Annotated in this window: 13 protein-coding genes; 11 read left to right on the top strand and 2 right to left on the bottom strand. The window is 57.3% G+C overall.

Going from position 1 to position 12,233, the window contains the following annotated elements:
* Window positions 1-33 precede the first annotated feature (33 nt).
* The 9 genes from B3I26_RS06225 (at window position 34) to B3I26_RS06185 (ending at window position 8,450) form a co-directional block, all read left to right on the top strand.
* Window positions 34-258, top strand: coding sequence for a YgdI/YgdR family lipoprotein (locus B3I26_RS06225; RefSeq protein ID WP_296256158.1), 225 nt, complete (start codon window positions 34-36; stop codon window positions 256-258).
* Window positions 259-639: 381 nt separating this feature from the next.
* Complete coding sequence (locus tag B3I26_RS06220) at window positions 640-1,599, top strand: sugar ABC transporter substrate-binding protein (RefSeq protein WP_296256157.1); 960 nt, start codon at window positions 640-642, stop codon at window positions 1,597-1,599.
* A gap of 66 nt (window positions 1,600-1,665) precedes the next feature.
* On the top strand, window positions 1,666-3,219 hold the full coding sequence (locus B3I26_RS06215; protein ID WP_296256156.1) for a sugar ABC transporter ATP-binding protein: 1,554 nt from the start codon (window positions 1,666-1,668) through the stop codon (window positions 3,217-3,219).
* The gene (locus tag B3I26_RS06210; protein WP_296256154.1) at window positions 3,216-4,211 is read left to right on the top strand and encodes an ABC transporter permease; all 996 of its coding nucleotides are present in this window, start codon (window positions 3,216-3,218) and stop codon (window positions 4,209-4,211) included. The genes B3I26_RS06215 and B3I26_RS06210 overlap by 4 nt, the downstream gene beginning before the upstream one ends.
* Window position 4,212: 1 nt before the next feature.
* On the top strand, window positions 4,213-5,235 hold the full coding sequence (locus B3I26_RS06205) for a LacI family DNA-binding transcriptional regulator (protein ID WP_296256152.1): 1,023 nt from the start codon (window positions 4,213-4,215) through the stop codon (window positions 5,233-5,235).
* Window positions 5,236-5,274: 39 nt separating this feature from the next.
* Window positions 5,275-6,192, top strand: coding sequence for a ribokinase (gene rbsK / locus B3I26_RS06200; RefSeq protein WP_296256472.1), 918 nt, complete (start codon window positions 5,275-5,277; stop codon window positions 6,190-6,192).
* Window positions 6,189-6,593 (top strand): D-ribose pyranase, encoded by a 405-nt coding sequence (rbsD, locus tag B3I26_RS06195; RefSeq protein ID WP_296256150.1) that lies wholly within the window; start codon window positions 6,189-6,191, stop codon window positions 6,591-6,593. The genes rbsK and rbsD overlap by 4 nt, the downstream gene beginning before the upstream one ends.
* A gap of 41 nt (window positions 6,594-6,634) precedes the next feature.
* On the top strand, window positions 6,635-7,663 hold the full coding sequence (locus B3I26_RS06190; protein WP_296256148.1) for a nucleoside hydrolase: 1,029 nt from the start codon (window positions 6,635-6,637) through the stop codon (window positions 7,661-7,663).
* 463 nt (window positions 7,664-8,126) lie between these two features.
* Window positions 8,127-8,450, top strand: coding sequence for an I78 family peptidase inhibitor (locus B3I26_RS06185; protein ID WP_296256146.1), 324 nt, complete (start codon window positions 8,127-8,129; stop codon window positions 8,448-8,450).
* Window positions 8,451-8,511: 61 nt separating this feature from the next.
* Here B3I26_RS06185 and B3I26_RS06180 read toward each other — a convergent pair whose 3' ends face one another.
* On the bottom strand, window positions 8,512-8,724 hold the full coding sequence (locus tag B3I26_RS06180; RefSeq protein ID WP_007905882.1) for a cold-shock protein: 213 nt from the start codon (window positions 8,722-8,724) through the stop codon (window positions 8,512-8,514).
* A 297-nt stretch (window positions 8,725-9,021) separates the two neighbouring features.
* A complete protein-coding gene (locus B3I26_RS06175) occupies window positions 9,022-9,336 on the bottom strand; it encodes a hypothetical protein (RefSeq protein ID WP_296256143.1) in 315 nt (104 codons plus the stop codon).
* Between the two features lie 392 nt (window positions 9,337-9,728).
* Between B3I26_RS06175 and thrS the strand changes: the two genes are divergently transcribed.
* Window positions 9,729-11,651, top strand: coding sequence for a threonine--tRNA ligase (gene thrS, locus B3I26_RS06170; RefSeq protein ID WP_296256141.1), 1,923 nt, complete (start codon window positions 9,729-9,731; stop codon window positions 11,649-11,651).
* On the top strand, window positions 11,651-12,202 hold the full coding sequence (infC, locus tag B3I26_RS06165; RefSeq protein WP_296256470.1) for a translation initiation factor IF-3: 552 nt from the start codon (window positions 11,651-11,653) through the stop codon (window positions 12,200-12,202). The genes thrS and infC overlap by 1 nt, the downstream gene beginning before the upstream one ends.
* Window positions 12,203-12,233: the final 31 nt, after the last annotated feature.

Raw genomic sequence — 12,233 nt, 5'->3', positions numbered from 1 at the left:
AGTTCGCAATGATTGGAAAATAGAGGAATCGGTATGAATATCAGAGGGTTGGGGTTGTCTGTTGCGTTAGTGTGTTGTGCGACGCTTGGCGGGTGTTCGACGGCTACGGTGGTCACCCTGCAGAACGGCACGCAATACCTCACCAAGGATGTGCCCAAGACCAAAAGCAAAGATGGCTTTTATGAATTCGAAGACATCTCCGGCAAAACCGTGAGAGTACGCGCTGACGAGGTCGCGACGGTTAAGAAGGAAGAGTAAAAAGGGGCTGGTAACGTCACCCTAATAGGTCGCTTCATTCAAGACGATCGGTCTAATGTTGTGCACATGACGGCGCTTATCGGGGTTACTGAACTTGAAGGCGTGCGCAGGCAAGGTTGAGCATTACAAAGCTAGGACCTTGCCTGCCAAATCCTGCCTCGCCTTCGTTTGAACCCCCAGGGCGGGATGTGACTAAGCAGTTTCAACGCCGCCGTCTCTGTAAGAACATTCTGAAGTCGCTGCTAGCTGATTCAGGTTGTTGACAAAACCCTCGCTCATTCCCATAGTTTCACCCACGCAAACGTTTGCGATTCGCTCAGGTGAAGTGGCTGGGAGTCGCAAACGGTGCCGATAAAATAATCATAAAGTCGGAGTGATTCCATGAAGCTGCCATTCGCTGCACGCCTTCTTGCTGTTGCCATGCTCACCGCCACGGCGGTAACCCTGCCTCTCTCTTCTGCCTACGCTGACGACGCGAAGAAGCCCACCGTCGCTCTGGTGATGAAATCCCTTGCCAATGAGTTCTTCCTGACGATGGAGGATGGCGCCAAGGAATACCAGAAAGAGCATCCCAATGACTTCGATTTGATCTCTAACGGTATCAAGAACGAATCCGATACCACCGCGCAGATCGATATCGTCAATCAGATGATCGTGAAGAAGGTCGATGCATTGGTCATCGCGCCTGCCGACTCGAAAGCCCTGGCTTCAGTAATCAAGAAAGCGATGGATGCCGGTATCAAGGTCGTGAATATCGACAATCAGCTTGATGCCGACGTGCTCAAAAGCAAAAGCATCGAAGTACCGTTCGTAGGCCCCAATAACCGCAAGGGCGCGAAACTGGTGGGTGATTTTCTTGCCAAACAGCTGACAGCCGGTGATGAAGTCGGGATCATCGAAGGCGTGCCGACGACCACCAACGCACAGCAACGCACCGCTGGCTTCAAGGACGCGATGGATGGCGCGCAGATGAAGATTGTCTCCACTCAATCGGGCAACTGGGAGATCGACAAAGGCAATGCCGTCGCGTCGGCCATGCTCAATGAATACCCGAACCTTAAAGCGTTGCTGGCCGGTAACGACAGCATGGCCCTAGGCGCGGTGTCTGCGGTGCGTGCTGCCGGTAAGGCGGGCAAAGTGCAGGTGGTCGGTTATGACAACATCAACGCCATCAAGCCCATGCTCAAGGATGGCCGTGTTCTGGCAACCGCCGACCAGTTCGCTGCTCGTCAAGCTGTATTCGGCATCGATACCGCTTTGAAGATGGTCAAGGGTGAAAAGCTCGACATCAAGGACGGCGTGATCGAGACCCCGGTAGAGCTGGTCACCAAGCCTCAATAAGCACGACCCCTCAAATACCCGAAAATACCGCCAGCCTGCATGCCGGGCTGGCGCGTGGAGAGCGTTATGTCAGCGTCTGCTCAGGCCGCTGTTCTATCTGTCAGCGGTATTGGCAAAACCTACGTCCAACCTGTTCTCGGTGACATCGATCTGACGCTGATGCGCGGAGAAGTGTTGGCACTGACCGGAGAGAACGGAGCGGGTAAAAGCACCCTGTCAAAAATCATCGGCGGGCTGGTCACGCCTACCACCGGCCAGATGCAGTTTCAGGGACAGGCTTACGCACCGGCCAGTCGTACCCACGCTGAGAAGCTCGGTGTGCGTATGGTCATGCAGGAGCTCAACCTGCTGCCAACGTTGTCGGTTGCCGAAAACCTGTTCCTGGACAACCTGCCCAGCCGGGCCGGCTTCATCAACCGCAACAAGCTGCGTGAAAACTCCATCAGGGCCATGGCTCAAGTAGGATTGGAAGCCATCGATCCCGACACGCTGGTCGGCGAACTGGGCATCGGTCACCAGCAAATGGTGGAGATCGCCCGCAACCTGATCGGTGATTGCCACGTGCTAATTCTCGACGAGCCCACTGCCATGCTGACGGCGCGTGAAGTGGAAATGTTGTTCGAGCAGATTACCCGTTTGCAGGACCGTGGCGTTTCCATCATCTACATTTCCCATCGCCTGGAAGAACTCGCTCGCGTCGCACAGCGCATCGCCGTGTTACGCGATGGCAAACTGGTGTGTGTCGATGCGATGGCTAATTACAACAGCGAGCAGTTGGTGACCCTGATGGTGGGCCGCGAACTGGGCGAGCACATCGACCTGGGCGAGCGCAGCATCGGTAAGGTCGCGCTATCGGTAAACGGCCTGGGCCGTTCCGACAAGGTGCGCGACGTGTCCTTTGAGGTGCGGGCTGGTGAGATTTTTGGCATTTCCGGCTTGATAGGCGCCGGCCGCACCGAATTGCTGCGCCTGATCTACGGTGCAGACTCCGCCGACTCCGGTACCATTTCGGTGGGTGAGCCGTTGCAGGCTGTACGCATCGGCTCGCCGGTGGATGCTGTCAGCCACGGTATCGCGCTCATCACCGAAGACCGCAAGGGCGAGGGCCTGCTGCTGTCACAGTCGATCAGCGCTAACATTGCGCTCGGTAACATGGAGGCCATCTCCAGCGGCGGCGTGGTCAACGGAAGTGCGGAGATGGCGTTGGCAAGACGTCAGGTGGATGCCATGCGGATCCGCAGTTCGAGTCCCACGCAATTGGTGTCCGAACTGTCCGGTGGCAACCAGCAGAAAGTCGTCATCGGGCGTTGGCTGGAACGTGATTGCCAGGTGATGCTGTTCGATGAACCGACCCGCGGCATTGACGTAGGCGCCAAATTCGATATCTACGCGCTGCTGGGCGAGTTGACCCGCCAGGGCAGGGCGCTGGTGGTGGTGTCCAGTGATTTGCGTGAGTTGATGCTGATCTGTGATCGGATCGGTGTGCTCTCTGCCGGGCGCTTGATCGACACCTTCGAGCGTGACAGCTGGACTCAGGATGAACTACTTGCCGCCGCCTTCGCCGGCTATCAGAAACGTGATGCGCTGCTCTGCGAAGCGGCCCCCAGGAATGACCGATGAAAACCTCCACTACTCCTGACGCGCTGCCTTCACCGGGCAAGCGCAGCGGCAATTATTTCGGCCTGGGCACCTACCTGGGCCTGGCGGGCGCCTTGCTGGCGATGATCGTGCTGTTTTCACTGCTCAGCGATCACTTCCTGTCCTATGAAACCTTCAGCACCTTGGCCAACCAGATCCCGGATCTGATGGTGCTGGCGGTCGGCATGACCTTCATTTTGATCATTGGCGGCATCGACCTGTCAGTCGGTTCGGTACTGGCGTTGGCGGCGTCGGCGGTCAGCGTCGCAATGCTGGGCTGGGGCTGGGGCGTGTTGCCTTCGGCGCTGCTGGGTATGGCCTGCGCCACCGCCGCTGGCACGTTGACCGGCTCGATTACCGTGGCCTGGCGTATTCCTTCATTCATTGTCTCGTTGGGTGTGCTGGAGATGGCGCGCGGTGTGGCCTATCAGTTGACCGATTCGCGCACGGCCTATATCGGCGACTCCTACGCTTGGCTTTCCAATCCGTTTGCCTTTGGTATATCACCCTCGTTCGTCATCGCACTGATCGTGATCTTCGCTGCGCAAGCGGTGCTTACCCGTACAGTGTTCGGTCGTTACCTGATCGGCATTGGCACTAACGAAGAGGCCGTGCGCCTGGCAGGGATCAATCCGAAGCCCTACAAGATCCTGGTGTTCTCGCTGATGGGTTTGCTGGCGGGCGTCGCTGCGCTGTTCCAGATTTCGCGCCTGGAAGCGGCAGACCCTAACGCAGGCTCAGGCCTTGAATTGCAGGTCATCGCTGCCGTGGTGATCGGTGGTACCAGTCTGATGGGGGGGCGTGGTTCGGTGATCAGTACCTTTTTCGGCGTCCTGATCATCTCCGTTCTGGCGGCGGGCCTTGCGCAAATCGGCGCTACTGAGCCGACCAAGCGGATCATCACCGGCGCTGTAATTGTCGTTGCGGTCGTCCTCGACACCTATCGCAGCAATCGTGCACGGCGGCGCGGCTGACATGGCCACCATCAAAGATGTGGCTGCAATTGCGGGCATTTCCTACACCACCGTGTCACATGTTCTGAATCGAACGCGGCCGGTAAGTGACGAGGTGCGCAAGAAAGTCGAGGCGGCGATTGCGCAGCTCGACTATGTGCCCAGCGCAGTGGCGCGTTCGCTGAAAGCCAAGTCGACAGCGACTATCGGGCTATTGATTCCCAATGGCATCAATCCGTACTTTGCCGAGTTGGCCAGGGGCATTGAAGACTACTGCGAACGCAGTGGTTTCTGCGTAATTCTCTGTAACTCCGACGATAATCTGGAGAAGCAGCGCAATTATCTGCGCGTGCTGCTCGAAAAACGCGTGGACGGTCTGATCGTATCGTCGGTGGGGGGTGGTGACAGTCTGGGCGATAGCTTGTCGGCGGTGCGCACGCCGATGGTCATCGTCGATCGGGACCTGGAGAACATCACTGCTGATCTGGTGCGTATCGATCATGAGTTAGGCGCTTATCTGGCCACGTCGCATTTGTTGCAATTGGGTCATCGCCATATCGCGTGTATTTGCGGTCCGGCCCAGACCAGCGTAGCGCGCATGCGTCTGGCCGGTTACCGCCGAGCGATGCAGGAAGCGGCGATCGATGTTCCCGATAGCTGGATAGTAGAAAGCGATTTCACTGGTGCCAGCGGTTACGAGGCAGCGGGCAGGTTGCTGGAATGCGACCGGCCCAGCGCGATCTTCGCCGCCAACGACATGGTCGGCATCGGCGTGTTGCGGGCCGCTGCCGAGCGCAATGTGCGGGTGCCGGCTGATCTTTCAGTGATCGGTTTCGACGATATACAAATGAGTCAGTACGTTTACCCGGCGCTAACCACGGTCGGGCAGTCCATCCTGCAACTGGGCGAGCGTGCGGCGCAAGTATTGCTTCAGCGCATTTCGACCCGCGGTAACAGCCCGGTGCAACAGTTGATTGTCGCGCCGAGTATCGTGCTACGTGAGTCCACAGCGCCGCCAACCACTGCGTTCCATGAGTTTCGCTAAACCGACCCGAAAAGGGTCGGATCGATGAGTAAAGACGTTATGCAAGCAAAAGTAGTGATAGTGGGCAGCCTCAATATGGACCTGGTGACGCGCGCGCCGCGTTTGCCACGTGCGGGCGAAACCCTGGCGGGGCAGTCGTTCGTCACGGTGCCTGGCGGTAAGGGCGCCAATCAGGCCGTCGCGGCTGCCAGGCTCGGCGCCAGCGTGGCGATGATCGGGTGCGTGGGTGACGACGCGTATGGGGAACAGCTGCGCTCGGCGCTGCTGGCCGAAGGAATCGATTGCCAAGCGGTGACCTGCATGGCTGGCGAGTCCTCGGGCGTGGCGCTGATCGTTGTCGATGACAGTAGCCAGAACGCGATCGTCATCGTCGCCGGAGGCAATGGACATGTTACCGCAGACATGGTGGACGGCTTCGATACCCTGTTGAGCAACGCCGACGTGATCATTTGCCAGCTGGAAGTGCCCATGGCCACTGTTGGCCATGTTCTAAAGCGCGGACATGAACTGGGCAAGACGGTCATCCTCAACCCGGCCCCAGCCAGCAGTCCGCTGCCCGCGCATTGGTATGCATGGATCGATTACCTGATCCCCAACGAAAGCGAGGCGACCGCATTGACCGGTCTCCCCGTCGACAGCGTCGGTAGCGCCGATGCCGCCGCCACCGCACTTTTGGCCTCTGGCGTGAGCAAAGTCATCGTGACACTAGGCGGGCAGGGGGCTCTGTTCGCCACCCAGGCACACTCCCAGCATTTTCCGGCGCCGACGGTCAACGCCATCGACACCACTGCTGCTGGCGATACTTTCGTCGGCGGCTTTGCGGCCGCACTGGCCGACGGCAAGACCGAAGCCGAGGCGATATATTTCGGACAGATCGCCGCAGCGTTGTCTGTCACCCGCTCCGGGGCGCAGCCTTCCATTCCGACCTTTGATGATGTGCAGAGCTATCAGCCATGAAAAAAACTCCGCTGCTCAATATCGCCCTGTCACGCGTGATCGCCTCCCTGGGGCACGGGGACGTGTTGATGATCGTCGATGCCGGCATGCCGGTGCCGCCGGGCGTTGAACTCATCGATCTGGCCGTCACCCAAGGTATTCCGGACTTCGTTAGCGTGCTTGATACAGTGCTGTCAGAGATGCAGGTCGAAAGCCATGTCATCGCTGATGAGATGCGCGACAAGCAGCCTCCTGCGCTGATAGCACTCGATGCGCTTAATGGCGCTGGCCGACTCGGCGCACAGTGCCTGATCAGTCACGATGCCTTGAAACAATTGAGCCGCAGCGCCAGGGCGATCGTCCGCACCGGCGAGTGCCAGCCCTACACCAACATCGCCCTGGTGGCGGGCGTAGTCTTTTGACCACGCTGAATCCTTTACCTTCACGAAACAGGGAGTTTCCAATGCGGACGTGTCGTCACTTTGTCATTCAACTGATCCGGAGCGCTGCACTCTTGGCCATCTTCTCCAGCGTGGTGCTCCAGGCGGCCGAAAGGCGTAACCTGATTATCGACACCGATCCCGGGGCCGACGACGTGGTTGCGCTGCTGCTGGCGCTGGCATCGCCGCAGGAGCTTAACGTAATGGCTATCACGACGGTGGCGGGGAACGTGCGAATCGACAAGACCTCGCGCAACGCCCGTCTTGCCCGTGAGTGGGCAGGGCGTGAAGACGTGCCCGTCTATGCAGGCGCTGGCAGACCTCTGGTGCGCCCGCCGATCTACGCTGAAAATATTCACGGCAAGGAAGGCCTGCCAGGGGTGCAGGTCCACGAACCGAAGCAGGGTCTGGCCGAGGGCAATGCGGTGCAGTACCTGATCGATACGCTGAGCAAAGCCGCTCCCCACAGTATCACTATCGCTATGCTCGGGCCGCAGACGAACGTGGCTCTGGCGCTGATTCAAGCTCCGGAAATCACCCAGGGCATCAAGGAAGTGGTGGTCATGGGTGGGGCGCATTTCAATGGCGGCAACATCACACCTGTCGCTGAATTCAATCTGTTCGCCGACCCTGACGCTGCAAAGGTGGTCCTCGCCAGCGGTGTCAAGCTGACCTACGTGCCGCTGGATGTCACACACAAAATCCTCACCAGCGATCAGCGGATCAAGCAGATCGAGGGGGTGCACAACGAGGCGGGCGGGCTGGTGAGCAGTATTCTTAACGAGTACGTCAAGGCAGACATGGTGCATTACGGATTGCCGGGCGGTCCGGTGCACGATGCCAGCGTCATTGCCTGGTTGTTGAAGCCAGAGCTGTTCAGCGGCAGATTGATCAACGTGGTGATCGATAATCAGGACGGGCCAGGTTTTGGCCAGACTATTGCGGACTGGTACGACACGCTGGGGCAGCCAAAAAACGTGTTTTGGGTCGAGAACGGCGACGCCCAAGGCTTCTTTGATCTACTCACTGAGCGGCTTGCCCGGCTGAAGTAGCGCAATCGCGCATTTGGAGCGTTAGAGCAATAGCGCAGAAGTAGCTGACTCATCGACTTCTGGGTACCCTTGGAGCGCAGTTCTTCAGCGGTCCCATACTCTGGCCGCATCGCCCTTGCGGCCACATGGCCTGACATCCGTCGATGGACACCATTGCCGTGGTGCCGCCGTCCTTTCCAGTATCCGGGAGCCTCTAAGCCCCGCGCATGTGCAAGTGAGCCAGAAGTACAGGGAGGCGCATCGCTTGATTCAGGCTCTGCCGCTCGGGAGTTGGAGGTTTCACGAATGCATACAATGACAAACGTTTTGTGACGATTTGTTTGCCCGGCTTTCGTTGGTGTCGGGCAGACTGCGGCCTTGGTTTGTGCTGTCGGCTGAAAGCTTTCTGACCGTTACTCGGGAAACCAAGCGTTTGCAGCGCTGTCGCACAGGTTCTGGTCACGTTTAAACGTAAGGAGTTTGTATGCCCTGGAAATTCGCATCATCGGGATTGGTTCTGGCCGCGTTGCTACTGGCAGGTTGCAGCAGCACGGCGGAGTCTTCGAAGCCTGCAGAAGAACCGGTGAGTTCTGATGCCGGTTATTCCCGCTGTGATGCCGCCGCTGCACAGTTCGCAGTCGGCAAGCGGGCTTCGGCAGCGCTTATGGAGCAGGCCCGCGTCAAATCAGGCGCGCAGATCGCCAGGGTGCTTGGGCCCAATGACATGGTGACACTTGAATACCGCTCCGAGCGGCTGAACCTCAATACCGATCAAGGGGCGATGATTACTCGCGTCAACTGCGGTTGACCCCTTTTCTGCAGGTATAAAAAAACCCCGTCAGCGACGGGGTTTTTTCAGCACGCTCGGATTACTCCGCGCGAACCTGAGCAGCTTGCATGCCCTTTTGGCCTTTCTCAGCCACGAAAGAGACAGTCTGGCCTTCTTTCAGGCTTTTGAAACCGTCGGATTCGATAGCCTTGAAGTGTACGAACAGGTCGTCACCGCCACCCTGTGGAGTGATAAAGCCGAAGCCTTTTTCATCGTTGAACCATTTTACGGTGCCGGTTTGGCGATTAGACATGGTGTATCTCCAGAAACATAATTTTCAGTAGTGCTGTGCTGCTCAGGCCAACTGGGCACACGGGGGCTATCATAGTCCAATTGTGTGAAGGCTGGACTTTTTCGGTAAGAACTTTGCGCCAGTCCCGCAAATATATGCACCTTCTCGCGTAATGAAGCGTCGTATTCCCGATCTGCTGACGCGTGTGTCACATCCCGCTAAAACCGCTCAAGCCCCCGAACTACGTGGGCTGTGGACATCGCTACGCTCGTGCGCATAACAGGTGCGGCCCAGCTTTGGCAGCGAAATGTAAATTTTTTATTTTTTGCCTGGAAGGCAATGTTCGGCCACGGCTTTCTGTAGATCAGAGGTCATGGCCTTATCCTGTGGGGTCATTTTGTCATTCAGCGACGCGATCTGCTTGTCGGACAACTTCGTGTCGATCTGCTGTGCGCCACATTCGCAATGAGCCTCCACGGCCTTGGCGTCCATCGCGGGATTGCTCTGGGCTGCGGCGGCCTTGCATATGCTCATGTACTTAGCTTTTGTCGAGCTATCCATAGCGGCATGCGCACTGAGCGGCAGAGCCATCGCCATGGGTGCGAGGAGGGCGGCAACACGTAAAAGTTTCATGGTGGTTTCCTTCTTGTCTATGGGGCCCGCATTTCAAGGGCCTTGAGCGGAGGTCTCGCACTATCTGACGGCAGCGACAGGTCGCAGTTCAGTCCCAGGCTATGCCTAGCGCAATTGTCGGCGGCTTTATTCACGATCCGCTGCCCCGGTCGTGACCTAGAGCGGTCGGGCTGTGCTAGGATGCGCGTCCTGCAGATTCGCTCGCGTCTCGCGGTTCAGGCTTTGCTCAATGCAATCCTGTCGATTCTGTATATTCCAGTCACTCTGGTTCGGTAAATGGTTGGCCTTCGGGCTCCTGCCACTGTGAGGCAGGTACACCGCCGAATCGCGTACTGGCTCTATCCCAACCCACGTGACCTTTGGTAGGGGTCACCACTAGGAGAGGAGGCGCCATGCCAACTATTACTCTTCCCGACGGCAGTCAACGCTCTTTCGATCACCCGGTTTCCGTAGCCGACGTAGCCGCGTCCATTGGCGCAGGTTTGGCCAAGGCCACCGTTGCCGGCAAGGTCAACGGCCACCTGGTCGATGCCAGCGACGTGATCGACGCCGACGCGAGCCTGCAAATCATCACCCCTAAAGATCAGGAAGGCGTAGAGATCATCCGTCACTCCTGTGCACACCTGGTCGGCCATGCGGTCAAGCAGTTGTATCCAACTGCCAGGATGGTTATCGGCCCGGTCATCGACGATGGTTTCTACTACGACATTGCCTACGAACGCCCATTTACGCCGGACGACTTGGCAGCGATCGAACAGCGCATGCAGCAACTGATCGAAAAAGATTACGACGTCATCAAGAAAGTCACCCCGCGCGCCGAAGTGATCGAAGTGTTCAAGGCTCGCGGTGAGGATTACAAGCTGCGTCTGGTCGAGGACATGCCTGACGAACAAGCCATGGGTCTTTACTATCACGAAGAATACGTCGACATGTGCCGTGGCCCGCATGTGCCGAACACCCGTTTTCTGAAATCGTTCAAGCTCACCAAGCTGTCTGGCGCCTATTGGCGAGGCGATGCCAAAAACGAACAACTGCAACGTGTTTATGGGACTGCATGGGCTGACAAGAAGCAACTGGCGGCCTATATCCAGCGTATCGAAGAAGCCGAAAAGCGCGATCACCGTAAGATCGGCAAGCGTCTTGGACTATTCCATACGCAGGAAGAGGCGCCGGGGATGGTGTTTTGGCACCCGAACGGTTGGACCTTGTATCAGGTCCTTGAGCAGTACATGCGCAAGACTCAGCGTGAGAACGGTTATCTGGAGATCAAGACTCCACAAGTGGTCGACCGCTCCCTTTGGGAGAAGTCCGGGCACTGGGCCAACTACGCTGAAAACATGTTCACCACCGAGTCGGAAAGCCGCGACTACGCTATCAAACCCATGAATTGCCCTTGCCATGTGCAAGTGTTCAACCAAGGATTGAAGAGCTACCGTGAGCTGCCGATGCGTCTGGCTGAGTTCGGTGCCTGTCACCGCAACGAGCCATCAGGTGCGCTGCACGGGATTATGCGCGTGCGTGCCTTCACTCAAGACGATGCGCACATATTCTGTACCGAAGAGCAGATGCAGGCCGAATCTGCCGCGTTCATCAAGCTAACCATGGATGTCTACGCCGACTTCGGCTTCAAGGACATCGAAATGAAGCTTTCCACCCGTCCCGAAAAGCGCGTGGGCTCCGATGATCTGTGGGATCGCGCCGAGTCGGCACTCGCCGCGGCATTGGACAGCGCAGGGCTGCCCTATGACCTGCAGCCGGGAGAGGGTGCGTTCTACGGTCCGAAAATCGAATTTTCTCTCAAGGATTGCTTGGGTCGTGTCTGGCAATGCGGTACATTGCAGCTCGATTTCAACCTGCCGATACGTTTAGGCGCTGAATTCGTTTCCGAAGACAATGGGCGCAAGCACCCGGTCATGCTGCACCGTGCGATTCTCGGTTCCTTCGAGCGTTTCATCGGCATTTTGATCGAGCACTATGAAGGTGCGTTCCCTGCATGGCTGGCTCCAACTCAGGCAGTGATCATGAATATCACTGATAAACAGGCAGATTTTGCCCTTGAGGTGGAAAAAACTCTCGCTGAAAGCGGGTTTCGTGCCAAGTCTGACTTGAGAAATGAAAAGATCGGCTTTAAAATCCGCGAGCATACGTTGCTCAAGGTTCCTTATCTCCTCGTTATCGGGGATCGGGAGGTTGAAACACAAACTGTCGCTGTGCGTACCCGTGAAGGTGCAGACCTTGGCTCAATGCCGGTCGCCCAATTCTCGGAGTTCCTTGCACAAGCGGTTTCCCGGCGTGGTCGCCAAGATTCGGAGTAATTATTATTAAGCGTGAAATGAGACAAGATAAACGAGCTGCACCGAAGGCCCCGATCAATGAGAATATCTCGGCCCGCGAGGTTCGGTTAATTGGGGCTGAAGGCGAGCAGCTTGGGATTGTGTCAATTGAAGACGCGCTTCTTAAGGCTGAAGAGGCCAAGCTCGATTTGGTGGAAATTTCTGCCGATGCTGTACCGCCTGTCTGCAAGCTGATGGACTACGGCAAATCGATCTTCGAGAAGAAGAAGCAGGTTGCCGCAGCTAAAAAGAACCAGAAGCAGATTCAGGTCAAAGAAATCAAGTTTCGTCCAGGGACGGAGGAAGGGGATTACCAGGTAAAACTACGCAACCTGGTACGTTTCCTGAGTGACGGGGACAGGGCCAAGGTATCGTTGAGATTCCGCGGTCGTGAGATGGCCCACCAGGAGCTGGGTATGGAGCTGTTGAAGCGGGTTGAAACTGACCTGCTCGAATACGGCGCCGTCGAACAGCATCCTAAGATGGAAGGACGCCAGCTGATCATGGTCATCGCCCCGAAAAAGAAGAAATAACCACCAGGGCACGGCAGGCCTTGCGGTTATG

It is taken from the genome of Pseudomonas sp. UBA5706 (assembly GCF_002419965.1).
GTDB lineage: Bacteria > Pseudomonadota > Gammaproteobacteria > Pseudomonadales > Pseudomonadaceae > Aquipseudomonas.
Note: the sequence above shows the minus strand (reverse complement) of the source record. Positions and strands in the feature narration are given on the sequence as shown.

What these genes read in the sequence shown, in the direction of transcription:
- B3I26_RS06225 (WP_296256158.1), top strand. Translation starts at nt 34, where the DNA reads ATGAATATCAGAGGGTTGGGGTTGTCTGTTGCGTTAGTGTGTTGTGCG.
- B3I26_RS06220 (WP_296256157.1), top strand. Translation starts at nt 640, where the DNA reads ATGAAGCTGCCATTCGCTGCACGCCTTCTTGCTGTTGCCATGCTCACC.
- B3I26_RS06215 (WP_296256156.1), top strand. Translation starts at nt 1,666, where the DNA reads ATGTCAGCGTCTGCTCAGGCCGCTGTTCTATCTGTCAGCGGTATTGGC.
- B3I26_RS06210 (WP_296256154.1), top strand. Translation starts at nt 3,216, where the DNA reads ATGAAAACCTCCACTACTCCTGACGCGCTGCCTTCACCGGGCAAGCGC.
- B3I26_RS06205 (WP_296256152.1), top strand. Translation starts at nt 4,213, where the DNA reads ATGGCCACCATCAAAGATGTGGCTGCAATTGCGGGCATTTCCTACACC.
- rbsK (WP_296256472.1), top strand. Translation starts at nt 5,275, where the DNA reads ATGCAAGCAAAAGTAGTGATAGTGGGCAGCCTCAATATGGACCTGGTG.
- rbsD (WP_296256150.1), top strand. Translation starts at nt 6,189, where the DNA reads ATGAAAAAAACTCCGCTGCTCAATATCGCCCTGTCACGCGTGATCGCC.
- B3I26_RS06190 (WP_296256148.1), top strand. Translation starts at nt 6,635, where the DNA reads ATGCGGACGTGTCGTCACTTTGTCATTCAACTGATCCGGAGCGCTGCA.
- B3I26_RS06185 (WP_296256146.1), top strand. Translation starts at nt 8,127, where the DNA reads ATGCCCTGGAAATTCGCATCATCGGGATTGGTTCTGGCCGCGTTGCTA.
- B3I26_RS06180 (WP_007905882.1), bottom strand. Translation starts at nt 8,724, where the DNA reads ATGTCTAATCGCCAAACCGGCACCGTAAAATGGTTCAACGATGAAAAA.
- B3I26_RS06175 (WP_296256143.1), bottom strand. Translation starts at nt 9,336, where the DNA reads ATGAAACTTTTACGTGTTGCCGCCCTCCTCGCACCCATGGCGATGGCT.
- thrS (WP_296256141.1), top strand. Translation starts at nt 9,729, where the DNA reads ATGCCAACTATTACTCTTCCCGACGGCAGTCAACGCTCTTTCGATCAC.